A 26,001-nucleotide genomic window follows, 5' to 3' on the forward strand; every position below is an offset into this window, starting at 1 on the left:
CAGCTCCTACAGGTTCAACGCAATCCATGTGGGAGCGGGCTTGCTCGCGAAGGGGCAATTACAGGCTAGGCAGCAACTTCGCCGTCACCAGTTCGTTCAGGCAACGCGAGGCCAACAGTTCAGACGCCGCATTGATGTCCGGCGCGAAGAAGCGGTCCTTCTCATAGAACGGCACTTCGTTACGCAGAATGGCGCGGGCTTTTTCCAGTTTTGGCGAAGTCTTCAGACCATTGCGCAGGTCCAGGCCCTGGGCTGCCGCCAGCCATTCCACCGCGAGAATCCCACGGGTGTTTTCGGCCATTTCCCACAGGCGCTTGCCAGCCGCCGGAGCCATCGATACGTGGTCTTCCTGGTTGGCGGAAGTCGGCAGGCTGTCCACCGAATGCGGATGGGACAACGCCTTGTTCTCACTGGCCAATGCCGCTGCGGTCACCTGGGCGATCATGAAGCCGGAGTTCACACCGCCGTTGGCCACCAGGAACGGCGGCAGTTGCGACATGTGCTTGTCCATCATCAGCGAGATACGGCGCTCGCTCAGGGAACCGATTTCAGCGATGGCCAATGCCATGTTGTCAGCGGCCATGGCCACCGGCTCGGCGTGGAAGTTGCCACCGGAGATCACGTCACCTTCAGCGGCGAAAACCAACGGATTGTCGGAAACGGCGTTGGATTCGATCGCCAGTACTTCGGCCGCTTGACGGAACTGGGTCAGGCAGGCACCCATGACTTGTGGCTGGCAACGCAGGGAGTACGGGTCTTGTACCTTCTCGCAGTTTTCATGGGAGTCGGAGACTTCGCTGCGCTCGCCCAGCAGATCGCGATAAGCGGCGGCTGCGTCGATCTGGCCTTTCTGGCCACGGGCAGCATGGATACGGGCGTCGAACGGCGAACGCGAGCCCAGGACCGCTTCAACGGTCAGGCCGCCCAGTGCCAAGGCACCAGCGAACAGGTCTTCACCTTCGAACAGGCCACGCAGGGCAAATGCGGTGGACACCTGAGTGCCGTTGAGCAGCGCCAGGCCTTCTTTCGCGGCGAGGGTCAGCGGGGTCAGACCAGCAACTTTCAGCGCTTCGGTGGCTTCCATCCACTCGCCCTTGTAGCGAGCCTTGCCTTCACCCAGCAGCACCAGCGACATGTGGGCCAGAGGCGCCAGGTCACCGGAAGCACCGACCGAGCCTTTCAATGGAATGTGCGGGTAAACCTCGGCATTGATCAGGGCGATCAGCGCGTCAATCACCACACGACGGATGCCAGAGAAACCACGACTCAGGCTGTTGACCTTGAGCACCATGATCAGACGCACCAGCTCATCGCTGATCGGCTGGCCGACACCGGCGGCGTGGGACAGCACCAGCGAGCGCTGCAGGTTTTCCAGGTCTTCGCTGGCAATGCGGGTCGAGGCCAGCAGACCGAAACCGGTGTTGATACCGTAGGCGGTGCGGTTCTCGGCGAGGATCTGTTCCACGCAGGCAACGCTGGCTTCGATCTGGGCCGAGGCGCTGTTGTCGAGGGTCAGTTTCACCGGCTGCTGATAGACGTCACGCAGTTGGGCGAGGGTCAGTTGGCCGGGAATCAGATTTAGCGCAGTCATTTTTGTGCTCCTTTTGAGAGTTAGCTATTAACTAACCAGACGCTCCGGAGATGTCCGTTGTCCGTCGCTTCCCCCTTTTTGAGGGGGTGGCGCCTTGGCACGCTGGTTTTATAGGGAAATCAATTCAGATTCGGTAAGGTTTTTTGCAGCAAAACAGGGTCTTTCAGAACACTGGCAGCGGCGGCAATGTCTGGTGCCAGCCAGCGGTCCTGGTCGTAGGCAGGAACTCGCTCACGCAGCAGACGCCAAGCGGTATCGGTGCCCGCACCAAAGCGTTGTTCCTTCAAGAATTCAAACGCCTGGGCCGCCAGCAAATACTCGATGGCGAGGATCTGCGTGCAGTTTTCCAGCGCGCGATGCAGCTTCAGCGCAGCGTTGGTGCCCAGGCTCAGGTGATCTTCCTGAAGACCGGAAGTGACGTAATTGTCGAGGACTGCCGGTTGCGCCAGTTGACGGTTCTCCGCGCACAGCGAAGCGGCCACGTATTGCACGATCATCATCCCGGAGTTCACGCCCGGGTTGGCCACCAGGAAAGCCGGCAGGCCGCTGACGTGCGGGTTGATCAAACGGTCCAGACGACGCTCGGCGATGGAGCCGATTTCCGCCATGGCGATCGCCAGCAGGTCCGCCGCCATTGCCACGGACTGGCCATGAGGGTTGGCCTGGGACACCACGCGGTAATTGTCCGCGGTGCCCAGCACCAGCGGGTTGTCGGTGGCGCCGTTGAGCTCGGTTTCGATCTGTTTGATCGCGTGCACCAGTTGATCGCGCGCAGCACCGTGCACCTGCGGGATCGAGCGAATGCTCAGGGCATCCTGGGTGCGAATGCCTTTGCTCTGGGCGATCACTTCGCTGCCGTCGAGCAAGGCCCGAAGGTTGATCCCGACCTGTTGCATGCCCGGGTGCGGCTTGAGCGCGATGATCTCCGCGTCGAACGCATCGATCTGCCCGCGCTGGGCTTCGAAGCTCATGGCGCCGATCACGTCGGCCCATTCCAGCAGGCGCGTGGCATCGGCAATCGCCAGGCAGCTCAGGCCGCTCATGCACGGCGTACCGTTGACCAGGCACAAACCGTCCTTGGCACCGAGCTTGACTGGTTGCAGACCTTCTTCGGCCAGCGCTTGCTGCGCGGAAACGATCTGCCCGCGATAGCTGACATTGCCCACGCCCAGCAGCGCGATGCCGATGTGCGCCATGTGAGTCAGATAACCCACCGAACCCTGGGACGGCACCTGCGGGGTGATGCCCCGGTTGAGCAGCGCCAGCAGCGCTTCGACGACCTGACGGTGCAGGCCGGATTTGCCGTGGCTGTAGTTGACGATGGCCGCGCACATGATCGAGCGGGTCTGCTCGTCGGTCAGCGGTGCACCCACGCCGCAAGCGTGGCTGAGCAAGGTGTTGCGCGACAACTGGCTGAGTTGTTCGTCCTGCAGCGAAACGTTGCACAGCGCGCCCAGGCCGGTGTTGATGCCGTAGGCACGTTCGCCGCTGGTGACGATGCGCTGGACGATGGCCTGTGCGTTTTCGATGCGCGCCCAGATCGGTGCCGACAGTTCAAGCTGTGCGCCATGACGAGCAACGGCGACCACATCCTGCCAACTGACCTGCGACTCGGTGATAACGATTTTTTCAGCCTGGGACATCTTCAACCTCTGCGTACAAACCTGAATATTGATGCAGCTTTTCCGGCCTCATCGCGAGCAAGCTCGCTCCCACAGGTTTTGTGAACACCGGGGATCCACTGTGGGAGCGAGCTTGCTCGCGATGGGGCCAGCACAGCCGGCACAAACCTTTTAAACCACCGCCGCCCGACGCTGCACAAAACGGTCGACATACTCATCCGCCGGCGAATGCAGGATCTCTCTTGGCGTGCCGACCTGGATCAGGCGGCCGTCCTTGAGAATCGCGATGCGGTTGCCAATGCGCACAGCCTCGTCGAGGTCGTGGGTGATGAAGACGATGGTCTTGTGCAGGGTCTTTTGCAGTTCCAGCAACTGGTCCTGCATCTCCGCGCGGATCAGCGGGTCGAGGGCGCTGAACGCTTCGTCCATCAGGATGATGTCAGTGTCCGCCGCCAGGGCGCGGGCCAGGCCCACACGCTGACGCATGCCGCCGGATAGCTGGTGCGGGTATTTGTTTTCGTAGCCCTTGAGGCCCACGGTGTTGATCCAGTGCAGCGCACGCTCAGCGCACATGGCTTTGCTTTCGCCACGGATTTTCAGGCCGTAGGCGACGTTGTCCAGCACGCTCTTGTGCGGCAACAGGCCAAAGCTCTGGAACACCATGCTGATCTTGCGCCGACGAAATTCGCGCAGGGCTTCCATGTCGTATTGCAGGATGTCCACGCCGTCCACCAGGATCGCGCCGCTGGTCGGGTCGATCAGGCGGTTGAAGTGGCGCACCAGAGTCGACTTGCCTGAGCCCGACAGGCCCATGATCACGAAGATCTCGCCGCTGCCGATGCTCAGCGACAGGTCGTTCACGCCGACCACGCAGCCGGTTTCGGCCAGGACCTGGTCCTTGGTCTTGCCCTGGCCGATCATGGCCAGCGCATCCTTGGAACGGTTGCCGAAAATCTTGAAGACGTTCTTGACTTCGATCTTGCTCACGGTTGCGTTGTTCATTTGCTCACCTCATGCCGTGCGCGACCATACGCCTGTGTAATGCGGTCGATCACCACAGCCAGAATCACGATCGCCAGACCGGCTTCAAGGCCACGCCCGACGTTGAGGGTCTGAATCCCTACCAGCACGTCTTCACCCAGGCCACGGGCACCGATCATCGAGGCGATCACCACCATCGACAGGGCCATCATGGTGGTCTGGTTGATCCCGGCCATGATGCTCGGCAGGGCCAGTGGCAGTTGCACGCCGAACAGTTGCTGCCAGCGGTTGGCACCGAAGGCGTTGATCGCTTCCATCACTTCGCCGTCGACCTGGCGAATGCCCAGATCGGTCAGACGGATCAGCGGTGGTGCGGCGTAGATCACCGTGGCGAAAATCGCCGGGACCTTGCCCAGGCCAAACAGCATCAGAACCGGGATCAGGTACACGAAGCTCGGCATGGTCTGCATGATGTCCAGCAACGGCATCAGCACCGAACGCAGGCGGTTGCTGCGCGCCGAGAGAATGCCCAGCGGAATGCCGATCAACACCGAAATGATCGTCGCCACCATCATCAGCGCCAGGGTCTGCATCAGCTTGTCCCAGAGGCCGACCGCACCCACCAGGAACAGCAAACCAACGATGACGGCAGTGGTCACGACCTTGCGGGTCGCGTGCCAGGCCACACCGGCCACGATCGCCAGCATCAGCCACCAGGGTGCAGCACGCAGCAGGCCTTCAAGATTGACGATGGCCCACAGCAAGGTGTCGGAGATGCTGCGGAAAACGTCGCCGTAGTTGGTAACCAGCGAATCGACCCAACCGTTGACCCAGTCGGCGATGGAAAAGGTAAAGCTTTCGGGAAACATAAGAGACTCTCAATCAAGGGGTTGCGATCAAGCGTCCGACTGCCGTTGCCGACAGCCGGAGAAGCCCAACCTACAAGGCCGCGTCGATTTTCTTGGCTGCGTCTTCGCTCACCCATGCGTGCCAGACTTCAGGATGTTCCTTCAGGAAGATCTTGGCCAGTTTTGGTGATTCGATCCGCTCTTTGGTCATGCGCCCAAGGTTCTGGTTCAGCAGGTCGATTGGCACGTTGACCTTTTCCAGCACGGCCACCAGTTCAGGCGCTTCGTCGTGGAACGTCTTGGACAAGCCGACCTTGATGGTCACTGTCTTGTTCACGCCTGGTTTCTCTTCGAGTTTCACCGCGTCGATCTGGCCCATCAAAGGCGTTGGCGACCAGTAGTAGAACAGGATCGGCTCGCCACGCTTGTAGCTCGACAGCACAGCAGCATCCAGCGCCGGGCCGGTGCCTGGGCGGAAGTTGGTGTAGGTGCTTTCCAGGCCGTAGCTTTTCAGCATTTCGCTGTTGTCCAGCTCACAGGTCCAGCCGGCCGGGCAGTTGTAGAAACGGCCCTTGGAAGGCTCTTCGGCGTCCTTGAACACCGCCGAGTATTTGCCCAGGTCAGCAATGTTTTTCAGGTCCGGAGCCTTGGCTTCCAGCTTACGCTTGGCGTCGCCTTCGATCACGTAGCGCGGCACGTACCAGCCTTCGATCGCGCCAACAACCGGGGCGCCGACACCGACGACTTTGCCGGCCTTCTCGGCCTTGTTCCAGACTTCGCTGCGGCCGACCCACTCTTCGGCAAACACTTGAATGTCGTTGCTGCTCAGGGCGTTTTCCATGGTGATGGAGTTGCCCGGCAGGCTGTCGGTCTTGCAGTCGTAGCCTTTCTCCAACACGACTTGCATCACGTCGGTCAGCAGCATGGCGCTTTCCCAGTTCAAACCGGCGAACTTCACCGGTTTACCCGACTCGCACCAACCCGCCGCCTGAGTGGCGCCAGCACTGGCCAGCAGGCCCATGGAAAGCAATGTGGTCAGCAGGGTCTTGTTCGATTTCATTGTAGTGACGCTCCTAATCATGAATTGGCTTACGGCAGTCAAGAGGCATCCAGCCCTGTCCACGTCCAATCAGGCCTGCGCCGCAGCGCGACCGACATTCAGCTTTTGTTCGGTGATCGCGCCCTGCTCGACCGGCAGGATCAAACGATCAGGCACTGTGCCGTGCCATTTTTTTGCACACAGGTAATACAGGGCGGCGGGAAGCACCAGGCCGATGACCCAGGAAATATCCACATCACCCAGGGCCGCCACCAGCGGACCGGTATAGAACTTAGTGGAGATGAACGGCAGCTGCACCAGCACACCGAACACATAGACGCTGATACCGAGGAGGTTCCAACGACCGTAGCGACCATTCGGATCGGCCAGAGCCGGTACGTCATAGCGCTCGCGAGTGATGCAGTAGTAGTCCACCAGATTGATCGCGCTCCAGGGGGTAAAGAACGCTAGCAAGAACAGGATGAAAGACTTGAACGCGCCGAGGAACGAGTGCTGACCGAGCAACGCCATCAGGGTCGCAGCACCGACGATGACCAGCACGAAGACCAGACGCTGCAAGTGCGTTACCTTCAGGTCACCACGGAAACCGCTGATGATGGTCGCAATGCACATGAAGCTACCGTAGGAGTTCAGCGTGGAGATGGTGACCTTGCCGAACGCGATGCTGAAGTACAGCAGCGCAGCAGTGGCACCGGTACCGCCCAGACCAACGATGTAGGCCACTTCGTGACCGGCGAATTGCCCGTTGGCCGAAGCGGCAGCGAACACGCCGAGGACCATCGCCACCTGTGCGCCAATGACCGAACCCGCACCTGCGGCGAAAAAGGTTTTCACCGAGGAGATATTGCTCGGCAGGTAGCGTGAGTAGTCAGCCACGTAAGGGCCGAACGCGATCTGCCAGGACGCCGCGAGCGACACCGCCAGCAGGAAGCTGCTCCAGCTGAAGTGGCGGATTTGCAGGAGAGCGCCGACGTCGGTCTGGCTCATCAGGCGCCAGAACAGATAAACGAAGGCAATCACACCGATGACGCTGGCAACTCGGCCGATCCAATGGATCACCCGATAACCGAGCACCGTGACCAGCACGATGACACTGGCAAAAATGAGGATACCGACGCTGTCGCTGACGCCAAACAACTGGCCCAGCGCCTGGCCGGATAACACGGTTCCCGTTGCGGTGAAGCCCAGGTACATCAGGCACACCAGCACGATCGGGATGGCCGCGCCGTACACGCCGAACTGTACCCGGCTGGAAATCATCTGCGGCAGGCCAAGCTTGGGGCCTTGCGCGGCATGCAGCGCCATTACGCCACCGCCGAGCAGTTGGCCGATCAACAGACCGATCAACGACCAGAACACATCACCGCCAAGGACCACGGCCAATGCGCCGGTGACAATCGCGGTGATTTGCAGGTTGGCACCCATCCACAGGGTGAACTGGCTAAACAGACGACCGTGTCTTTCCGCTTCCGGGATGTAGTCGATCGAACGCTTCTCGATCAACGGTTTGTTGCCTGCACGTTCGCTGTTAACAGCCATGATTCAACCTCTGTGGATTGTTATAGGTATATCGGTTGTCGGTGTTGGCTTCTGTGGGAGCGAGCTTGCTCGCGATAGCGGTTTTACAGTCAACGAAGAGGTTGAATGTGCCGCCCTCATCGCGAGCAAGCTCGCTCCCACATAAAGCCGTACAGCGTTATTTGCCGGTAATCATCGGCAGGTTCAGCCCTTGTTCCTTGGCGCAGTCGATGGCGATCTGGTAACCGGCATCGGCGTGACGCATGACGCCAGTGGCCGGGTCGTTGTGCAGCACGCGAGCGATACGCTCGGCCGCTTCGTCAGTACCGTCGCAGACAATCACCATGCCCGAATGCTGGGAGAAGCCCATGCCGACGCCGCCGCCGTGGTGCAGGGACACCCAGGTCGCACCGCTCGCGGTGTTGAGCAGAGCGTTGAGCAGTGGCCAGTCGGAAACGGCGTCGGAACCGTCCTGCATCGATTCGGTTTCGCGGTTCGGGCTCGATACCGAACCGGAGTCCAGGTGGTCGCGGCCGATCACGATTGGCGCGGACAACTCGCCGCTACGGACCATTTCGTTGAACGCCAGACCCAGCTTGGCGCGCAGGCCCAGGCCAACCCAGCAGATACGTGCCGGCAGACCCTGGAAGCTGATGCGCTCGCGGGCCATGTCCAGCCAGTTGTGCAGGTGGGCGTCGTCCGGGATCAGTTCCTTGACCTTGGCGTCGGTCTTGTAGATGTCTTCAGCGTTGCCCGACAGTGCAGCCCAACGGAACGGGCCGATGCCACGGCAGAACAGCGGACGGATGTAGGCCGGTACGAAGCCCGGGAAGTCGAATGCGTTTTCCACGCCTTCTTCTTGCGCCATCTGACGGATGTTGTTGCCGTAGTCAAAGGTCGGGATGCCTTGCTTCTGGAAGTCGAGCATCGCTTTAACGTGCACGGCCATCGATTGCTTGGCGGCTTTGATCACGGCAGCAGGTTCGGTCTTGGCGCGAGCGCGGTATTCGTCCCAGGTCCAGCCGGCTGGCAGGTAGCCATTGAGCGGGTCGTGGGCGCTGGTCTGGTCGGTGACCATGTCCGGGCGCACGCCGCGCTTGACCAGTTCAGGCAGGATTTCAGCCGCGTTGCCCAGCAGCGCGATGGAAATCGCTTTGCCTTCGGCGGTGTATTTGGCGATGCGGGCCAGTGCGTCGTCGAGGTCTTTGGCTTGCTCGTCGACGTAGCGGCTTTTCAGGCGGAAATCGATGCTGACTTGCTGGCATTCGATGTTCAGCGAGCAAGCGCCGGCCAGGGTTGCAGCCAGAGGCTGGGCGCCACCCATGCCACCCAGGCCGGCGGTCAGTACCCACTTGCCTTTGAGGTCATCGTTGTAGTGTTGGCGACCGGCTTCGACGAAGGTTTCGTAGGTGCCCTGGACGATGCCCTGGCTGCCGATGTAGATCCAGCTGCCGGCGGTCATCTGGCCGTACATGGCCAGGCCTTTGGCGTCCAGTTCGTTGAAGTGTTCCCAGCTCGCCCAGTGAGGAACCAGGTTGGAGTTGGCGATCAGTACGCGCGGGGCGTTGCTGTGGGTCTTGAACACGCCGACCGGCTTGCCGGATTGCACCAGCAGGGTCTCGTCGTCGTTCAGGTTGGTCAGGCTTTCGACGATCTTGTCGTAGCATTCCCAGTTACGTGCAGCGCGACCGATACCACCGTAAACCACCAGTTCTTTAGGGTTCTCGGCGACTTCCGGGTCGAGGTTGTTCATCAGCATGCGCAGCGGCGCTTCAGTCAGCCAGCTCTTGGCGGTCAGCTTGTTACCGCGTGCGGCACGGATTTCGACGTCGCGAAACTTGGTACGTTTATTCTCGGTCACGAAAAGAACTCCTCAGCAATCAATCCAAACCAACCCAGGCAGTGGGCGAGCAAGCCAATGGGCATCAGTGCACACCGGCGAATCAGTGGACGATGGTTGAGTCTTCGTGACTCATACGCATACGTCTTTACTTGTACATACAAGCATATGCAATCAAGCGGCCAACTTGTTGGATGAGCATTCAAGAAAAGTTCGGAAACAGCTGGAGAGCCCTTGGAACAAGGGTTTTGGCGTAGATGAAATTTTTCGAGGGGATTTTTTGGAGGATAGGCGGATTGTTACTTGAGCGTGGTTTTGCGCCACGCTGGGGCATTCGGTAACAAGTTGGTGCGCGGACGGAAACGGTCTGAGGGGTAGCACAACATCGCGGGCAAACATGGCCCCTGCAGGAGCCGAGCTTGCTCGCGATGGTCGTGAACGATAACGCGTAGAACCAGATGCCCAGCGGCGAATTTGGGTTATTCGCGAGCGAGCTCGCTCCTACAGGGATGGTGTATCAGCGTGCGACGAGTTCGATCACGCAGCAGGCGCCATTGCTGGAGACTTCCAGCAATCCGGTGTTACCGACCAGTTGCAGGCAATCATGGCGACCCAGTTGCGAAGCGCTGGTACCGACCTTCACTTCAAGCGCATCGCTGATACTGAAGACCAGCACAGTCCCCGCCTCACTGAAAAACCGCTGCTCGCCCGACAACCACTGCAACCGCGCGGCGTAACGCTGCGGTGCGTAAATGAGGTTGAAATCGCGAATCGCACCGCCGAGCAATGTGCAGGAAACCTTGCTTTCACCGCTGAAGGCAAATGGGTCCAGCGGTAACAGTGGCCGAGTATCCTGGCCATCCACCGTCAGGCTCATGCCGTCGCCCTGCAAAACAGTGATCACTCGCTCGTAACCGGCGAAGGTGGAAAACCCGCCCGATTCGCCAATGTCGGCAATCGACAGGCGCCAGCCAAAGCCATCCAGACCGGTGCCGGCATCGCGGGTGATTTCTTCGGTGCTGCCGCCGCCGTTTTTCCACGGCATGCGCGGGTAATCTTTGGCGCGTAAAACCTTTAACTGATTCATTTATGGAACCGACCTTCCAGACGATGACGGGAACCGGGGTGGATCAAGCGAGCGGCGGTCACCGGCTGACGGCCGGACCAGGTGCGGCGACGGATCAGCAGGCACGGCTCGCCTTTTTCAATCTGCAGCAATTTGCATTCGGACGACTCGGCCAGGATCGCCTCGACCACGTGCTCGCCTTCGGTCAGCGGCGCGACCTGGTTCAGGTAGGCGTAGGGCGTTTGCAGGGTGAAGTCCTGCTTGAGGTAGTCCGGCGCCACCAGTGCATTGACGAAACGGTCTTCGATTTGCACCGGAATATCGTTTTCGAAATGCACGATCAGCGAGTGGAACACCTTCTGCCCTTCGCGCATGTCCAGGGCCAGGGCGCGCTCGGAGCCGGCGGCCTCTTCTTCAAGGGTGATGACCTTGCAGGTGTGGCGATGACCGCGAGAGGCGATTTCATCGGCGATGTTGTGCACTTCGAACAAGGCAGACTGGCTTTTCGGCTCGGCGACGAATGTGCCGACGCCTTGCATGCGCACCAGCAGGCCATCGGCGGTCATCTCGCGCAGGGCGCGGTTGATGGTCATGCGGCTGAAGCCCAACTGGCTGACCAGCTCGCTTTCCGACGGCACACGATAGTGCGGCGGCCAGTTTCCACTGTCGATTTGCTGGGTGATCATTTGTTTGACGCGGGCGTACAAGGGCGCCGGACTGTCGCCCATGTTCGCGGCCAACGGAGAGACTGGAGGCGGAGTCGGCACGGTTAATCCTTGTTCGTTGAAAAGAGATTGCTAGCTTGCCGGAGTTTACCGGGCAGGCAAACGTCTGTATATGTATATACAAATAACACACGATGGGGTGCTGAACCATGTCCGCCTTCTTTGCCGAACGCGCGCTGCTGCCTAGTGGATGGGCCAACAATGTACGTCTTGAGGTCAGCGCCGACGGCGTTTTGACCCATATCCAGGCCGATTCCAACGCAGATGGCGCCGAACGGCTAAGCGGTCCGCTGCTGCCGGGTATGCCGAATTTACACTCCCACGCCTTCCAGCGGGCCATGGCCGGGCTGGCGGAAGTGGCGGGAAATCCGAACGACAGTTTCTGGACCTGGCGCGACCTGATGTATCGCCTCGTCGGAAAAATCAGCCCGGAACAACTCGGCGTCATCGCCCGTCAGCTGTACATCGAAATGCTCAAGGCCGGTTACACATCGGTGGCGGAATTTCATTACGTACACCATGACATCAGTGGCCAGCCTTACGCGGACCCGGCCGAACTGGCCCTGCGTATCAGCCAGGCCGCAGGTTCCGCCGGTATCGGCCTGACCCTGCTGCCGGTGCTCTACAGCCACTCCGGTTTCGGCGGCCAGACTCCGAACGAAGGTCAGCGTCGCTTCATCAACAGCACCGAAAATTACCTCAAGCTGCAATCGCGCCTGCAACCGCTCCTGGCGCAGCAGCCGGCGCAGGCCCTGGGCCTGTGTTTCCACTCGCTGCGCGCGGTCACGCCGCAACAGATCAGCGAAGTGCTGGCCGCCAGCGACAAACAATGCCCGGTGCACATCCACATCGCCGAGCAGCAGAAGGAAGTCGACGACTGCCTGACCTGGAGCGGTCGTCGTCCGCTGCAATGGCTGTACGAAAACGTCGAAGTCGACCAGCGCTGGTGCCTGGTCCACGCGACCCACGCCAACCCGGAAGAAGTCACGTCGATGGCCAGGAGCCGCGCCATCGCCGGCCTGTGCCTGACCACCGAAGCGAACCTGGGAGACGGGATTTTCCCGGCGGTGGATTTCCTCGCCCAGGGCGGCCGCATGGGCATCGGTTCCGACAGCCATGTGTCGTTGAGCGTGGTGGAAGAATTGCGCTGGCTGGAATACGGCCAGCGTCTGCGTGACCAGCGGCGTAATCGTTTGTACGGCGCGGATCAGCCAATGGTCGGCCGCACGCTTTTTGATGCCGCGCTGGATGGTGGTGCCCAGGCGCTGGGGCAGCCGATTGGCGCCCTGGAAGTCGGCAAACGCGCCGACTGGCTAGTGCTCGATGGCAATGACCCGTATCTGGCAACGGCGAGCGGCGACGGAATTCTCAACCGCTGGTTGTTTGCCGGCGGCGATCGCCAGGTGCGGGATGTGTTGGTCAATGGCCAGTGGGTAGTGCGTGACGGGCGGCATGCCGACGAGGAAGAAAGCAGCCGCGCCTTCACTCAAGTCCTGCGCGAACTCCTGGGCTGACACAAAACAACTGTGGGAGCGAGCTTGCTCGCGATAGGGCCATCAGATTCAACATTGATGTTGTCTGACAGTCCGCTATCGCGAGCAAGCTCGCTCCCACAGTGTTATCTGTAATCAGTTGGACGTCTCGGCCATCTGCTTTTCCGAGGCCCGCCAGATCAGCCGCGTGGTGTCGTACCCCTGCTGACGTGCCTTGCTCAGCAACTCCTCACGTACCACACCGTTCACGGTCGGCGTGCGCGACAACAGCCACAGATACTTGCGGCTCGGGTCACCGACGATGGCGGTCTTGTAGTCATCGCTGACGTACAGCACCCAGTATTCGCCCTTCGCCGAACCCGGGATCAGCCTGGAAAACCAGGTATCGAACTCGACCCACAGCTTGTCGCTCTTGCCGGGCACCTGTGGATAAGCCGTGCCCTTGACCTCTTCCCATTGCCACTGCGCCGTCAGGCAGCGGTTCAGCACTGCGAGGTTGCCGTCGGGCTTGAGCGTGTAATGGGCTTCGGACTGCGCGCAGTCGCGCTGGAAGTACATCGGCATACGAGCCAGCTCGTACCAGGTGCCCTGGTAGCGCTTGAGGTTGACGCTATTGACCGTCTTGGGGGCCAATGGGTCCTGGCCAGACGTGGCACAGCCGGCCAACACCAGGCCGGCAAAAAGGATGATCAATAACCGCTTCATTATTTTTCTCCCGTGGGCGATCGCCCCGGTTTACTTCAGGCCTTGGCCGGAAAACATCAGCACTTTGTCACCGGCGAACTGCACGCTGATAAAGCTGTTCTTGTCGCCCCAGGTGCAGCTGGACATGCCGAGCGCGCCTGAACAATCGGCGGGTTTGCCCAACAGGGTCTCCACATCGGCCTTGGCCATGCCGGCGGAGAGCTTCGAGTAGTTTTCCTGATTGACCTTGCTGCAGGCAGCGAGCAATACGCAGAATGAAAGCAGGGCGATGGAACGCAACGACATGGTGAAACTCCGGGGGCGTAGGGGATTGGCATGGCTGCCAAGCTGAAGCTTAGAAGAGAAAACCCCTGTCAGGTTCCCTGCCCGGCAGGCTATTTATCGGGCCACTCGTCTACCTTTTGCCGAAAATCAGCCACTTTGCCTGTTTACCGGGCATTTCGTCGTTTTTCAGAGAATTCGCCTAATCTTTGGCGCCGCCCAGTCGACATAAATGCAACGCAAAGCCACGTCAGTGGCATTTGCTCCCCCATTTTGTAGAACAGCCCCTCTGCGGTAGCTCATCCATGACCAGAAACATGAAGTTCAGCCACAAGATATTGCTGGCTGCCGCCCTCGTGGTGGCCGTCGCATTCGCTTGTTTCATCCTGTTCAACGACTATCGCCAACGCGAAACCTTGCGCAACAGTACCGAAGCCTCGATGCAGGAACTCGGCAGCCTGACCACCAGCAACATCCAGACCTGGCTGGAAAGCCGCATGCAATTGCTGCATTCGATGGCCCAACAGATCAACGCCGACGGCAATGCTCCCGCTGGCCTGAAACGAATCATCGACCTGCCCGCCTACACCGGCAACTTCCAGCTGAGTTACTTCGGTGGCGCCGACGGCGTGATGTTCTCGGTCCCGGCGGGCAACCGCGCGGCGGACTACGATCCGCGCGCCCGTGGCTGGTACAAGGCGGCCAATAGTGCGCAACAGACCATCGTCACCGAACCCTACATCGCCGCCTCCTCCGGCAAGCTGGTGATCACAGTCGCCACCCCGGTGCAGCACCAGGGCCAGATGATCGGTGTCGCCGGCGCCGACATCGACCTGTCCAGCGTCAGCGCGATCATCAACTCGCTGAACTTCGGCGGTCACGGCCATGCGTTCATCGTCGGTGCCGACGGCAAGATCCTGATTCACCCGGACAGTAAGCTGGTGCTCAAGAACCTGACCGAGGCCTACCCCAACGGCGCGCCGAAAGTCAGCCCGGGCATGAAGGAAGTCGAGATCGACGGCAAGCGTCAGTTCATCTCTTTCACCCACGTCAACGGCGTGCCATCGGCGGACTGGTACGTAGCGCTGGTGCTCGACCAGGAAACCGCGTTCTCGATGCTCAGCGAATTCCGCACCTCGGCGATCATCGCCATGGTAATTGCGGTGGTGATCATCATCGCCCTGCTGGGCATGCTGATCAGCCTGTTGATGCAACCGCTGCTGACCATGGGTCGCGCCATGCATGACATCGCCGAAGGCGAAGGTGACTTGACCAAACGCCTGACCATTCACGGCCACGACGAATTCGGCGCGCTGGGGCTGTCGTTCAACCGTTTCGTCGAGCGCATCCATACCTCGATCATCGAAGTATCCTCGGCCACCGGCCAGGTCAACGAAGTGGCGCTGAGGGTAGTCGCCGCCTCGAACTCGTCGATGTTCAACTCCGACCAGCAAGCCTCGCGCACCAGCAGCGTGGCCGCCGCGATCAACCAACTCGGTGCCGCCGCCCAGGAAATTGCCCAGAACGCCGCCCTCGCCTCGCAACATTCCAGCGATGCCCGCAGCCTGGCCGAAGACGGTCAACAGGTGGTGGATAAAACCATCGCGGCGATGCAGCAACTGTCGGCCAAGATCAGCGACTCGTGCGGCAACATCGAGACCCTCAACAGCAACACGGTCAACATCGGGCAGATCCTCGAAGTGATCACCAGCATCTCCCAGCAGACCAACTTGCTGGCACTCAACGCCGCCATTGAAGCGGCCCGCGCTGGCGAGGCCGGCCGTGGTTTTGCCGTGGTGGCCGATGAGGTGCGCAACCTCGCTCACCGCACCCAGGACTCGGCGCAGCAAGTGCAGACGATGATCGAAGAGCTGCAAGTCGGTGCCCGGGCAGCGGTGGGTATCATGACCGACAGCCAGCGCCAGAGCGAAAGCAGCGTCGGCATCGCCAACCAGGCGGGCGAACGCCTGGGCAGCGTGACCCAGCGCATCGGGGAGATCGATGGCATGAACCAGTCGGTGGCCACCGCGACCGAGGAACAGACCGCCGTGGTGGAGTCGATCAACGTCGACATCACCGAAATCAACACTCTGAATCAGGAAGGCGTGGAGAACCTGCAGTCGACCTTGCGTGCGTGTGCCGATCTTGAGCAGCAGGCGGCGCGGTTGAAGCAGCTGGTTGGTAGCTTCAGGATCTGAGGCAACCTCACCGGCCTCATCGCGAGCAAGCTCGCTCCCACAGGGATCTTTGTCGCACTGGAGATCTACTGTGGGAGCGAGCTTGCTCGCGATGGCGGCATCAGCAACAAAAAACTAGAACCTGGAGCCCGGCTTTGAGAGAAACGCCAACTCCTCAGCCGTCGACTCCCGCCCCAACACCGCATTGCGATGGGGAAACCGCCCAAACTGCGCAATCACCCTCTGATGCCGCTCGGCATAATCGAGGTAATCGGCAAACAGCGTTCGGTCACCTTCAGGCTGCTGCGCCACCAGTTCGATATAGCGCGAGACACCTTCGTTCTGCACCGCGAGGTTTTCGCTGTGCTCGAACACCAGATAGATGAACACCCGCTGAATCGGCTGCAACTGGCGATCGAAATCCGCCGCAATACCTTGGGCTACCAATTTCTGTGCCCGGGAATCGCCGGAGAATGCTTTGGGAGTGTCGCGAAAGATCATTCGCGGGATTTGATCGAGCAACAGCACCAAGGCCAGCCAACCTTCGGGACATTGCATCCACTCGGTCAAACCGCCGGCCAGTGCCTGCTCGGCCTGGCCCCCGAAACGCTCACGCGCTTCGAGGTCCTGGCTGTCGCGCTTGCCAAACCACAACTTGCCCTTCTGCGCCGCCACTTCCTTCGCTGACCCGAAACTTCCGAACCACCAATCAAGCAACGGCTGCCAGGGCGCGGTCATGGTTTATTCCTTGTGGTAAGCCGTAACGCGGGCAACTTCTTCTTTCGAACCGAGGAACACCGCAACACGCTGGTGCAGGCCTTCCGGCTGGATGTCGAGGATGCGCTGGTGGCCGTCGGTGGACGCGCCGCCTGCCTGTTCCACCAGGAACGACATCGGGTTGGCTTCGTACATCAGGCGCAGTTTGCCCGGCTTCGACGGCTCGCGGCTGTCGCGTGGGTACATGAACAGACCGCCACGGGTCAGGATGCGGTGCACGTCAGCCACCATCGCGGCAACCCAACGCATGTTGTAGTTCTTTTTCAGCGGGCCTTCATCGCCGGCCAGCAATTCGCTGACGTAGCGCTGTACCGGTGCTTCCCAGTGACGCTGGTTGGAAGCGTTGATGGCGAATTCCTGGGTGGCTTCAGGAATGGTGATGTTTTCGTGAGTCAGTACGAAGCTGCCCATTTCACGGTCCAGGGTGAAGCCTTTCACGCCGTCGCCCAGGGTCAGGATCAGCATGGTCTGCGGGCCGTAGATCGCATAACCGGCGGCCACTTGCTGGGTGCCTGGCTGCAGGAAAGCCTTTTCATTCAAGGGCTCGTTCTGGCTCAAGTATTCGTTCGGGCAACGCAGTACCGAGAAGATGGTGCCGACCGGGGCGTTGATGTCGATGTTCGACGAACCGTCCAGCGGGTCGAATACCAGCAGGTACGCGCCTTTCGGGTATTTGCCCGGGATCTGGTAGGCGTTATCCATTTCTTCGGACGCCATGCCGGCCAGGTGACCGCCCCATTCGTTGGCTTCGAGCAGGATCTCGTTGGAGATCACGTCGAGCTTTTTCTGCACTTCGCCCTGGACGTTTTCAGTGCCCATGCTGCCCAGAACGCCACCCAGGGCGCCTTTGGACACGGCGTGGTTGATCTCCTTGCAGGCACGCGCCACCACTTCGATCAGGAAGCGCAGATCGGCAGGAGTGTTGTTGCTGCGGGTCTGCTCAATCAAATAGCGACTCAAGGTAACGCGGGACATGGAAGGCTCCGGTGGAATGGGGGGGCTAAAAACCCGCGCAGTTTAACGCGAGTCGGGGCGCATTTCCTCCTATCAGACGTGATCGGCCAAAGAGAGTTCATGTGCGGGGATGAGCGTAGTAGGAAATGGACTGGATGTGAGCCTGGGAACTGCGGTCATTTCGGTATTTTTCAGTGACTGAACGAACGCTTTCGCGAGCAGGCTCGCGATTGGGTGCGCAGCATCCATTGTCAGGATTTGACAGAGGGCTTTCGCAGCAAACTGAACGCCATCGCCGCCAGGAACAGGACACTGAGTAACAACACCGCCCACAAGCCGAACTTCTTCCACTGGGTGTCCGTCGTCGCCAGCGTTTTCTCTGTCGATGCATTCGAGACCACCGCCCCGACATCCACAATGGCCCTGCCCAAGGTCGCGAGCTTCGCCGGGCTGTAATCCGGAATCAGCGTCGACAGCGGCAAGTTCGCCGCCTTCGCCGTCGAATTCCCCACGACCAGCGTGTAAGGCCCAGGCCCGCGCGCCAGGAACACCAGTTGTGTGGCACGCACGGCATACTTCAGCGTCGGCGCCCGATCACCCAGGCCGCCACCGCGTTCGTCCACGGTCAGCTTCAATTGCTGGACGATCTGCCCGGACAACTGCAATTCGTTTTGCACCACATCCTGACCGTTCTGGGCCAGGCGATAGAGCAAACCGCTGCCCAACGACTGCCATGGCAGACTGCTGTCGCGACGGCCGGCCAGGCGCACTGGCGCCAGACTGTTGGGCTGGCTCAACTCGACCTGCACCCGCTCGACATTCAGCCCCATCGGCAACTGCCAGGTGTATTCACCCGCCTTCACGCTGCTGCCGGTCAACCCTTGGGACCAGACCAACGGCAGCGGCAGGCTGCGGGTACTGGCGCTCTGTAGTTGCGCCGAAGTCAGTGTCGGTGCCGAATGCGGCGTGATCCACAGTAACCGCAGGTAGCGTGCCGACTGGCCCGGCAGGTTGACTTCATGCTGTTCGACCCGCTCGTCGGAAAAGGTCAGGCGCGCCACCTGCCCTTCGCCCCAGGACTGCCAATGCTGCAAATCGTTGCTGGCTTCGATGGTGAAACGCTGGAAGCCGTCGCGCTCGCTGCTCCAGTCCAGAACCAGCTGCTGCAACGGCGCCTTGATAGCCGAAGCGTCGAGCAACCAGCCACGCAGCTCTTCCTCACCCGCCTCCAGCTGACTGGAGGGCTGCACCTCGACCAATGTGCCGTTGGTGCTCGATTGCACCCGCACGCTCGGCGCGGTTTCAGTGGCGTCCACCGAGTTGTACAACGGAAACCATTTCACCTCGGTCAAGGTGCGCGCTTCATTGCTCCGCGCCGATTCCCGGGCCAGGGCATAAGCCTGAACTTCGCCCGCCGCATTGAACACACGTACATCGCTCAGGTCGGCCTGCCGTGCATTCAGTTGTACGTTCAGGGGCAGTTCAAGGCGATACCAGGGCCCTTCGCCCGTCACCGACAAAGGCACTTGGGTGGTGAAGTCCGCCGGTTTTTCCTGGGCAACCGCCGACAACACCACGCCCATGGCAACAGCACCCAACCAACCCAGGTTCAGCTTCTGACTCAAGACGACACTCCTTCGGATTCCGGGACCGGTTTCTCGATATCCGGCACTGCTTCGGCACGCTTGGGCGGCAGCGGGGCGAAATAGCCCACCACCAGCAGCAACACGCCGACACCGATAAACGACACGATCCGCGCCAGCCCGCCGCGATTACTCAATTCGACAAAGAACAGCTTAGCCACGACCACACCTATCAAGGCGGCGCCGATCAACCAGACTTCGCGGTGGCGACGCAAATGGCCACCGATCATCAGGCTCAGGGCCATCAAGGTCCAGACGATGGACAACCCGGCTTGCACCCGCATCGACGCCAGCAACAGATCCAGCGCGAACGGCACCCCGCTCCAATGGTGCGCCGTACGCATTACCAATGCCGTAAAGAACACGAACAGCGAGGCACCTGCGACCCCTTGCGTGGCGATGGCGGCGTAATCCTTGTACAGCGCCAGTTGTGTCATGGCGCTGCGGGACCAGACATAGATGCCGAACAGCGCGAACAACAGGCCCAGCTCCAGCGGGTTGATCAATGGCACGTAGGGTAGTGGCTCGGCGTTGCCGTCACTGGCGACATTCGCCAGCCAGAACCAGCCGAGCATCAGCAACGCCAGCGGCGCGGCGGCGTATACACGGTATTCCCTCGAGTACGCCGCCACCGGCCACGGCCACGCGCGAGGCGCCGCCATCAGAACCAGATACAGACTTGGCAGAATCGCCCAACCCAACCAGCGCCAAGCGTTGTATTGCTCGGACAACACCAGCAAGCCATAACGCAGCTCCAGCGCCAGCACCCCCATCAACAGCCAACAGCCGAGCACATGGGCGACACTCGTCACGCGTGCTGGCAGCATGGGCGCCAAGCGTCGCAGGGACATGAAATGCACCACGAACACGGCGGCCCACGCCAGCCAGCCGACGTCGGCCGCCGGGTGGTAACGCGAGTGCCAGGCCGCCAGCAGCACCAGCGCCGCCGCGGGAATCAACACCGTACTGAGCACCCCCAGTGACGGCCATTTCAGGCGCAGCGCCAACACCGTCCATAGCGCAACACTCACAGCTGCGATGCTTAACAACAAAGTCGCCTGCATCGGCAGCGACACAAAATGCAGCACTTCGATGACCCAGGCCAACGCCCACCAGCCGGCGCCCCACACCAGCAACGCCTGGGACAATCGCAACAGGCTCAGCCCTTCGAATGCTTCTGGCGAATGACCCATCTGCAAACGCCAGGCCCCGACCATCGCTGCCAGCCCCAACACCAGCGGCGCCCAGAATCCGGCATGAGCCAGGGGACTCAGCCCTTCACTGAACAGCGGCCCCGTCGCCAGGAACAGCGCACCACCCAACAGTTGCACAGCGAGCGCGGTGAACACGAATGTGCGCGATGGCAGGCGCAAGCCAACCAACAACGTCAACGCCCCGGCCAAGGCCCAACTGATCACCGTGCCGTGGCTGAAGAAAAACAACGGCGCCAGCAAATAGAGAAACGCCAGCCCGAGGCACGCCAGGACTGGCAGGCCTTTTAGCTCCCAAGGCCTGATCTGCTCCGGCAAGGCTTTACGCAACTGGTAGAAGCTGAACAACAACGCAATGCCCAGTAACAGCGCGCCTAGCGGTACACCACCGAGCAGGCTGCTCTCGCTGTTGTGCAGCTCGCTGAGAAACACCAGCGCCGAGCCCAGTTGCAGGAGCAAGGCAAACGCCCGGGCCAGGGGCCTTTGCTGGCGAAGGCCGAGCCAGAAGATCCCCGCGCCCTCCACCGCCCACGCCGCGGTCGTCCAGCGTGCATCGAGCCCCAGCGGAATCGCCAGGCTGGTGAAGATCACGCCCAAGGCCAGGCAGGTTTCCCCCAGTAACAGCGTGCGCCCGGCCATCAGCCAACGGGCAAGTCCCATGTAAATCATGCCCAGCGCCAAGGCACTGAATGCCGCAGCGAACTCCAAATGCTGCACCAGTGCGAACTGCAAGCCGAAACCCACCAGCGGCGGACCGAACAGCAGCGTGCCGTCGACGTAGTCGCCCTTGCGCGCCGACCATTGCAGCAGCGATTCGCGACTGCTCTCTGCCGGTGCATCGCTCATTTCCAGCAGCCTGCGACGGGCGAACAGCAGACCAATGGCCAGGTACATCAGGAAAAACAAAATCAGAAACGGCTCGGTGCTCCACAACTGCTCCGGCGAGTAGGAACGCAGGCCCCAGGCGAAACCGATGCCGAAGGTGCCGCTGAACCCGATGACATTCAACAGCCGCCAGGCCTTGAACCAGGCGATGGCGAAGATGCCGGCGTTGAGCAGGGCAAAGTAGCTGAACAGCGCGACGTGGCTGCCGGCGCCGGTGGAGGCCAGCAGCGGCGCGGCGAATCCGCCCAGTGCGGCAGCGGCGGCCAACCCCAGGGAGTCCTGGGTAATGGCGAGAATCGCCGAACAGACTGTCACCGCCACCAGCAGGCCAAACCCCGCCGTGGGATCGAGCAGCGGATGCAGGCGCATCGCGGCAAACACCGTCAGGTACAACACGGCGATCCCGGCCCCTTGCAGGATCAACGCATAACTGCTGTTGCGCGCCCGCAACCACCAGCCCAGCCCGAGCAACCCCAAGGCTGCCGCCGCAACGCCTGCGTACCGCAACTCAACCGGCACCACCACGCCTTCGGTGGCATAGCGCAGCAAAAAGGCCAGGCCGAGGAACAACAGCACCACGCCGACCCGCAACACGGTATTGCCGCCGAACAACCAGGCTCGGGAACGGCTGATGGCGCGATCGATAAGGTTCGGGCCGCGCGGAGGGACTGGTGGTTGTGCCTGACGAGCGATCGGCTCGGGCTTCCAGGCATCGGCGGGCTGCGAACGGTTGGTTTCGGTGGCCGCTGCGGCGATCGGCTCGAGTTCGGGCGGCAGCTCCCAGACCAACTCCGGGGCTGCGGCAGGCGCTTCATCGAGGATGGTTTCAGGTGAGACAAGTGGCTCGCGGGTTTCCGGCGCCTTGACGCCCGATGCTTCGAGCAGCGCCAGCCGTTGCTCGACCGCCTGCAGCGCTACCTGCGCCTGTTCCAGCAAACGCTGCTGCTCGACTGCCTGCGAGTCCATGCGAGCCATGCGAAGGGCCTGGCCGATACCCAATCCGAATAACGCGCCCAGCAGCGCATCGCTGAATGACTCGTCGAGTATCCAGCCGAGCACCAGCCCTATCAGCATGAACATCCATTGCATGGTCGATATCCCTAAGCGGCCCCATCATGAGGCAAGTCCAAGCGGTACAGCGTCTGATCAGTCTAGTGCGAAAACACCACAACCCCCTGTAGGAGCGAGCTTGCTCGCGATGAGGCCATAACATTCAGCATTAATGTTGAATGTCAGTGCGCAATCGCGAGCAAGCTCGCTCCCACAAGGGATTGTGGTGTGTTCAGAATCTGATCAACCCTACCGCCCGGTAATCCAGCGCCTAGTATATCGACCCAGCCCGTCAACAACCGGGCCTTGCTCGCAGTTCTGGCTGAAAACTACTCCAGTGCCTTCCAGATTTCCGTGGCGTACTCGCGAATGGTCCGGTCCGACGAGAACCAGCCCATCCGCCCCGTGTTCAACACCGCCGAGCGCCACCACTCCTTCGAATCGTGCCAATGGGCTTCGACGCGCATCTGGGCGTGCCAGTAGGAATCGAAATCGGCGCAGACCAGGAAGCGGTCGTAGTCCACCAGCGAATCGATCAATCCGGCGTAACGGGACGGATCGTCCGGCGAGAACACCCCACCACGAATCGCTTGCAGCACATCGTTCAGACGATGGGACGCGGCGATATCCGGCACCGCGCTGAACTCATGATTCTGTTTGCGCGCCTCCACCTGCTGCGCGCTGAGACCAAAGATAAACATGTGCTCGGTGCCGATGCGCTCGCTCATTTCCACGTTGGCCCCATCCAGGGTGCCGATAGTCAGCGCGCCGTTCAGGCCGAATTTCATGTTGCTGGTGCCAGAGGCTTCGAACCCGGCGGTGGAGATCTGCTCGGACAAATCCGCCGCCGGAATGATGCTCTCCGCCAGGCTGACGTTGTAGTTGGGCAGGAACACCACTTTGAGCAAGCCGCGCACGGTCGGGTCGTTGTTCACCACCCGGGCGATGTCGTTGGTCAGCTTGATGATCAGTTTGGCCTGGTGATAGCTCGCGGCTGCCTTGCCGGCGAAGATTTTCACCCGTGGCACCCAGTCGATTTCAGGCTCCGCGCGAATCGCCTGGTACAACGCCACGGTGTGCATCAGGTTGAGCAACTGGCGTTTGTACTCGTGGATTCGCTTGACCTGCACGTCGAACATCGCCGCCGGGTTGACCGCCACGCCCAGTCGCTCATGAATCAGGTACGCCAGGGCTTTCTTGCTGTGCAGGCGTTGCTCGGCAAACGCCTTGCGGAATGCACTTTTCTCGGCGAACGGTTCAAGGGCGAGCAAACGCTCTTCCGGGTTGTCCAGCACCTCGGGGCCAAGGGCATCGACCAGCATCGAGGTCAGCTCGGGGTTGGCCTGATACAACCAGCGGCGGAAGGTGATGCCGTTGGTTTTGTTGTTGATCCGCTCCGGGTAGAGCTTGTGCAGTTCGGAGAACACCGTTTGACGCATCAGCTGCGTATGTAGCCCGGACACACCGTTGATGCTGTGGGACCCGAGAAACGCCAGGTTGCCCATGCGCACCCGGCGACCGTTGTCTTCCTCGATCAGCGACACCGCGCGCAGTACGTCGAAGTCGTGAATGCCTTTGGCCCGCAGGGAGTCGATGTGGTGGGCGTTGATCAGGTAAATGATCTGCATGTGCCGCGGCAACATGCGTTCCATCAAGCCGACCGGCCAGGTTTCCAGCGCTTCGGGCAGCAATGTGTGGTTGGTGTAGGACAGCGTATCGACGGTGACCTGCCACGCGGCATCCCACGCCACGTCATACACGTCGACCAGTTGCCGCATCAGTTCAGCCACGGCAATCGAGGGATGAGTGTCGTTGAGCTGGATAGAGGCGTGATCGCCCAGGGTCAGCACCGAGGTGTGCATGTTGCGATGGCGGCGCAGCAAATCCTGCAATGACGCGGCGACGAAGAAGTACTCCTGGCGCAGGCGCAACTCCTGGCCGGCCTCGGTGCTGTCCGCCGGGTACAGCACCCGGGAGATGCTTTCGGCCCTGGCCACTTCGGCCACGGCGCCCAGGTGGTCACCGGCGTTGAAACGCTCCAGGTGCAGATCTTCCATGGCCCGGGCACGCCACAGGCGCAGCGTGTTGACGCTCGCCCCACGCCAGCCGACCACCGGCGTGTCGTAGGCAATCGCCCGCACGGTTTCCGCCGGGGACCAGACTTGTCGGGATTTGCCGGTGTCGTCGGTCAGGGTCTCGACACCGCCGCCGAAACCGATGGTGTAAGCCACTTCCGGCCGCTCGAACTCCCACGGGTTGCCGAAATCCAGCCAGTGTTCGGTCTGCTCCTGCTGCCAGCCATCGACAATCGCCTGGCGGAACAACCCGTGCTCATAGCGGATGCCGTAGCCATGACCGGCGATGCCGAGGGTCGACATGCTTTCCAGGAAACACGCCGCCAGACGCCCGAGGCCGCCGTTGCCCAGTGCCGCATCGGGCTCCAGCATGCGGATGCGCTCAAGGTCGACGCCGAGTTCGGTCAGGGCTTCGCGGGCCACGTCGAGCAGGCCGAGATTGCTCAGGCTGTCGAACAACAGCCGACCGATGAGAAATTCCAGGGAGAGGTAATAGACGCGCTTCTGACCTTTGCGGTAGATCTGCCGCGTATGGTCCATCCAGTGCTCGACCATGTGGTCCCGCGCGGCCAGGGCAATGGCTTCGAACCAGTCGTGGTCGAAGGCGTGATCCGGGTCTTTACCCACTGCATAAGTGAGTTTGGTCAAGACGGCGTCGCGGAATGCGGCCACCTCTGCTTCGCGAACAAGTGGTTCTTGAGTCATCGATAGGACCTCGAGCGAGCTTGGAGTTGTCTGAGCCTAGACGGTCTGACAGGCGGTAGAGGCTCTGGTTCGGCAGTATTTCCTGTAAGTGCGAATCGGGTCGGCAATACATTGTCGTGTACCTGATTCAATGCAGGGGCCGTGCCGGATTAGCGGTTTATTGGCCGGCCGTGAAAAAATCTGGCGAAAGGTTGTTCAAAAATCCACCAGTCCCGGTATGATCGCGCGCCCTGATGCACACGCTGGTAACAAACGATGATGAAGCCGAACCTGATCGCTGCCGCAGAGATCGACCGCCTCGATACCTGGGCCAAGTACTCTGCCCCGATGTGCGGCTCGTGCATGTCCAGCTGCTGCACCCTGCCCGTCGAGGTCAAGATCAAGGATCTGATCCGCATCGGCGTGGTCGATGAATTCGAGCTGGGTGATCCGCCGAAGAACATCGCCAAGCGCCTGCAAAAGGAAGGCTTGGTCGAACGCTTCAATCAGAAGTCAGGGATCTTTACCCTCCAGCGCATGAGCAACAACGATTGCCTGTACCTGGATCGTAAGAGCCGTCTGTGCACTATTTATGATAAGCGCCCGGATACTTGCCGCAATCACCCGAAAATCGGCCCGCGGCCGGGGTATTGCGCGTACAAGCCAAAAGAAGTGGAGCGCGAGCGGAATTCGCGGTCGATTGAGCGGTTCTGATATTTCCTGAAACCCGTGGCGGCTGATCGGCCGCCCTCGCGAGCAAGCTCGCTCCCACAGGGGTTCTGTGGTGTTCACACAATTTGTGGTTCACCTCGAACACTGTGGGAGCGAGCTTGCT

The 26,001-nt window shown here is 60.9% G+C and carries 19 protein-coding genes and 1 pseudogene; 4 read left to right on the forward strand and 16 right to left on the reverse strand.

What is annotated here, in order from left to right:
* Window positions 1–58: 58 nt before the first annotated feature.
* From hutH (AC1RS8_RS01625) to hutC, 9 genes are all read right to left on the reverse strand, one after another.
* Window positions 59–1,591 (reverse strand): histidine ammonia-lyase, encoded by a 1,533-nt coding sequence (gene hutH / locus AC1RS8_RS01625; protein WP_218495266.1) that lies wholly within the window; start codon window positions 1,589–1,591, stop codon window positions 59–61.
* Window positions 1,592–1,710: 119 nt separating this feature from the next.
* Window positions 1,711–3,234, reverse strand: a complete 1,524-nt coding sequence (gene hutH, locus AC1RS8_RS01630; protein ID WP_090452628.1) for a histidine ammonia-lyase — start codon at window positions 3,232–3,234, stop codon at window positions 1,711–1,713.
* A gap of 150 nt (window positions 3,235–3,384) precedes the next feature.
* Complete coding sequence (locus AC1RS8_RS01635; RefSeq protein ID WP_052961897.1) at window positions 3,385–4,215, reverse strand: quaternary amine ABC transporter ATP-binding protein; 831 nt, start codon at window positions 4,213–4,215, stop codon at window positions 3,385–3,387.
* Window positions 4,212–5,063, reverse strand: coding sequence for an ABC transporter permease (locus AC1RS8_RS01640; protein WP_057712387.1), 852 nt, complete (start codon window positions 5,061–5,063; stop codon window positions 4,212–4,214). Before AC1RS8_RS01640 ends, AC1RS8_RS01635 begins: the two co-directional genes overlap by 4 nt.
* Before the next feature lie 70 nt (window positions 5,064–5,133).
* Entirely contained in the window at window positions 5,134–6,102 is a 969-nt protein-coding gene (locus AC1RS8_RS01645; RefSeq protein ID WP_218495268.1) for an ABC transporter substrate-binding protein, read from the reverse strand.
* 69 nt (window positions 6,103–6,171) lie between these two features.
* Entirely contained in the window at window positions 6,172–7,641 is a 1,470-nt protein-coding gene (locus AC1RS8_RS01650; protein ID WP_057712389.1) for a purine-cytosine permease family protein, read from the reverse strand.
* A 157-nt stretch (window positions 7,642–7,798) separates the two neighbouring features.
* Entirely contained in the window at window positions 7,799–9,481 is a 1,683-nt protein-coding gene (gene hutU / locus AC1RS8_RS01655; RefSeq protein ID WP_349734694.1) for a urocanate hydratase, read from the reverse strand.
* Window positions 9,482–9,977: 496 nt separating this feature from the next.
* Window positions 9,978–10,547, reverse strand: a complete 570-nt coding sequence (locus tag AC1RS8_RS01660; protein WP_090452625.1) for a HutD/Ves family protein — start codon at window positions 10,545–10,547, stop codon at window positions 9,978–9,980.
* The gene (hutC, locus tag AC1RS8_RS01665) at window positions 10,544–11,254 is read right to left on the reverse strand and encodes a histidine utilization transcriptional repressor HutC (RefSeq protein WP_173677901.1); all 711 of its coding nucleotides are present in this window, start codon (window positions 11,252–11,254) and stop codon (window positions 10,544–10,546) included. Before hutC ends, AC1RS8_RS01660 begins: the two co-directional genes overlap by 4 nt.
* A 146-nt stretch (window positions 11,255–11,400) precedes the next feature.
* Here hutC and AC1RS8_RS01670 point away from each other — a divergent pair, with 146 nt between their 5' ends.
* Window positions 11,401–12,765 carry a formimidoylglutamate deiminase gene (locus AC1RS8_RS01670; protein WP_429521820.1) on the forward strand — a complete coding sequence of 455 codons (1,365 nt, stop codon included), beginning with the start codon at window positions 11,401–11,403 and terminating at the stop codon, window positions 12,763–12,765.
* 114 nt (window positions 12,766–12,879) lie between these two features.
* Here the strand turns inward: AC1RS8_RS01670 and AC1RS8_RS01675 are convergent, their stop codons facing one another.
* Both AC1RS8_RS01675 and AC1RS8_RS01680 read right to left on the reverse strand, forming a co-directional pair.
* The gene (locus AC1RS8_RS01675) at window positions 12,880–13,449 is read right to left on the reverse strand and encodes a lipocalin family protein (RefSeq protein WP_057712393.1); all 570 of its coding nucleotides are present in this window, start codon (window positions 13,447–13,449) and stop codon (window positions 12,880–12,882) included.
* Between the two features lie 30 nt (window positions 13,450–13,479).
* Window positions 13,480–13,734 carry a hypothetical protein gene (locus AC1RS8_RS01680; RefSeq protein ID WP_007975531.1) on the reverse strand — a complete coding sequence of 85 codons (255 nt, stop codon included), beginning with the start codon at window positions 13,732–13,734 and terminating at the stop codon, window positions 13,480–13,482.
* 293 nt (window positions 13,735–14,027) lie between these two features.
* Between AC1RS8_RS01680 and AC1RS8_RS01685 the strand changes: the two are divergent.
* Window positions 14,028–15,050, forward strand: a pseudogene (locus AC1RS8_RS01685) (HAMP domain-containing protein); the annotation flags it as partial.
* Window positions 15,051–15,143: 93 nt separating this feature from the next.
* The gene (locus AC1RS8_RS01690) at window positions 15,144–15,908 is read left to right on the forward strand and encodes a methyl-accepting chemotaxis protein (RefSeq protein ID WP_371318464.1); all 765 of its coding nucleotides are present in this window, start codon (window positions 15,144–15,146) and stop codon (window positions 15,906–15,908) included.
* A gap of 114 nt (window positions 15,909–16,022) precedes the next feature.
* Here AC1RS8_RS01690 and AC1RS8_RS01695 read toward each other — a convergent pair whose 3' ends face one another.
* From AC1RS8_RS01695 to AC1RS8_RS01715, 5 genes are all read right to left on the reverse strand, one after another.
* Complete coding sequence (locus tag AC1RS8_RS01695; RefSeq protein ID WP_057712395.1) at window positions 16,023–16,625, reverse strand: DUF924 family protein; 603 nt, start codon at window positions 16,623–16,625, stop codon at window positions 16,023–16,025.
* A gap of 3 nt (window positions 16,626–16,628) precedes the next feature.
* Complete coding sequence (locus AC1RS8_RS01700; RefSeq protein ID WP_007975526.1) at window positions 16,629–17,639, reverse strand: class 1 fructose-bisphosphatase; 1,011 nt, start codon at window positions 17,637–17,639, stop codon at window positions 16,629–16,631.
* A gap of 230 nt (window positions 17,640–17,869) precedes the next feature.
* Window positions 17,870–19,243, reverse strand: a complete 1,374-nt coding sequence (locus tag AC1RS8_RS01705; protein WP_489339595.1) for a DUF3999 domain-containing protein — start codon at window positions 19,241–19,243, stop codon at window positions 17,870–17,872.
* Window positions 19,240–22,446 (reverse strand): DUF2339 domain-containing protein, encoded by a 3,207-nt coding sequence (locus AC1RS8_RS01710; protein ID WP_489339594.1) that lies wholly within the window; start codon window positions 22,444–22,446, stop codon window positions 19,240–19,242. The genes AC1RS8_RS01705 and AC1RS8_RS01710 overlap by 4 nt, the downstream gene beginning before the upstream one ends.
* Before the next feature lie 290 nt (window positions 22,447–22,736).
* Window positions 22,737–25,187, reverse strand: coding sequence for a glycogen/starch/alpha-glucan phosphorylase (locus tag AC1RS8_RS01715; protein ID WP_489339593.1), 2,451 nt, complete (start codon window positions 25,185–25,187; stop codon window positions 22,737–22,739).
* Window positions 25,188–25,442: 255 nt separating this feature from the next.
* Here AC1RS8_RS01715 and AC1RS8_RS01720 point away from each other — a divergent pair, with 255 nt between their 5' ends.
* Entirely contained in the window at window positions 25,443–25,880 is a 438-nt protein-coding gene (locus tag AC1RS8_RS01720; RefSeq protein ID WP_007970630.1) for a YkgJ family cysteine cluster protein, read from the forward strand.
* Window positions 25,881–26,001 lie beyond the last annotated feature (121 nt).

This window comes from Pseudomonas sp. GW821-FHT12A04 (genome assembly GCF_058807755.1).

Excerpts from the sequence above, each read along its gene's own strand:
- hutH (WP_218495266.1), bottom strand. The coding sequence starts at position 1,591 with ATGACTGCGCTAAATCTGATTCCCGGCCAACTGACCCTCGCCCAACTG.
- AC1RS8_RS01690 (WP_371318464.1), top strand. The coding sequence starts at position 15,144 with ATGTTCAACTCCGACCAGCAAGCCTCGCGCACCAGCAGCGTGGCCGCC.
- AC1RS8_RS01635 (WP_052961897.1), bottom strand. The coding sequence starts at position 4,215 with ATGAACAACGCAACCGTGAGCAAGATCGAAGTCAAGAACGTCTTCAAG.
- AC1RS8_RS01640 (WP_057712387.1), bottom strand. The coding sequence starts at position 5,063 with ATGTTTCCCGAAAGCTTTACCTTTTCCATCGCCGACTGGGTCAACGGT.
- AC1RS8_RS01710 (WP_489339594.1), bottom strand. The coding sequence starts at position 22,446 with ATGCAATGGATGTTCATGCTGATAGGGCTGGTGCTCGGCTGGATACTC.
- AC1RS8_RS01670 (WP_429521820.1), top strand. The coding sequence starts at position 11,401 with ATGTCCGCCTTCTTTGCCGAACGCGCGCTGCTGCCTAGTGGATGGGCC.
- hutH (WP_090452628.1), bottom strand. The coding sequence starts at position 3,234 with ATGTCCCAGGCTGAAAAAATCGTTATCACCGAGTCGCAGGTCAGTTGG.
- AC1RS8_RS01715 (WP_489339593.1), bottom strand. The coding sequence starts at position 25,187 with ATGACTCAAGAACCACTTGTTCGCGAAGCAGAGGTGGCCGCATTCCGC.
- hutC (WP_173677901.1), bottom strand. The coding sequence starts at position 11,254 with ATGGGCGACAGTCCGGCGCCCTTGTACGCCCGCGTCAAACAAATGATC.
- AC1RS8_RS01650 (WP_057712389.1), bottom strand. The coding sequence starts at position 7,641 with ATGGCTGTTAACAGCGAACGTGCAGGCAACAAACCGTTGATCGAGAAG.
- AC1RS8_RS01720 (WP_007970630.1), top strand. The coding sequence starts at position 25,443 with ATGATGAAGCCGAACCTGATCGCTGCCGCAGAGATCGACCGCCTCGAT.
- AC1RS8_RS01660 (WP_090452625.1), bottom strand. The coding sequence starts at position 10,547 with ATGAATCAGTTAAAGGTTTTACGCGCCAAAGATTACCCGCGCATGCCG.
- AC1RS8_RS01700 (WP_007975526.1), bottom strand. The coding sequence starts at position 17,639 with ATGTCCCGCGTTACCTTGAGTCGCTATTTGATTGAGCAGACCCGCAGC.
- AC1RS8_RS01680 (WP_007975531.1), bottom strand. The coding sequence starts at position 13,734 with ATGTCGTTGCGTTCCATCGCCCTGCTTTCATTCTGCGTATTGCTCGCT.
- AC1RS8_RS01675 (WP_057712393.1), bottom strand. The coding sequence starts at position 13,449 with ATGAAGCGGTTATTGATCATCCTTTTTGCCGGCCTGGTGTTGGCCGGC.
- AC1RS8_RS01695 (WP_057712395.1), bottom strand. The coding sequence starts at position 16,625 with ATGACCGCGCCCTGGCAGCCGTTGCTTGATTGGTGGTTCGGAAGTTTC.
- AC1RS8_RS01645 (WP_218495268.1), bottom strand. The coding sequence starts at position 6,102 with ATGAAATCGAACAAGACCCTGCTGACCACATTGCTTTCCATGGGCCTG.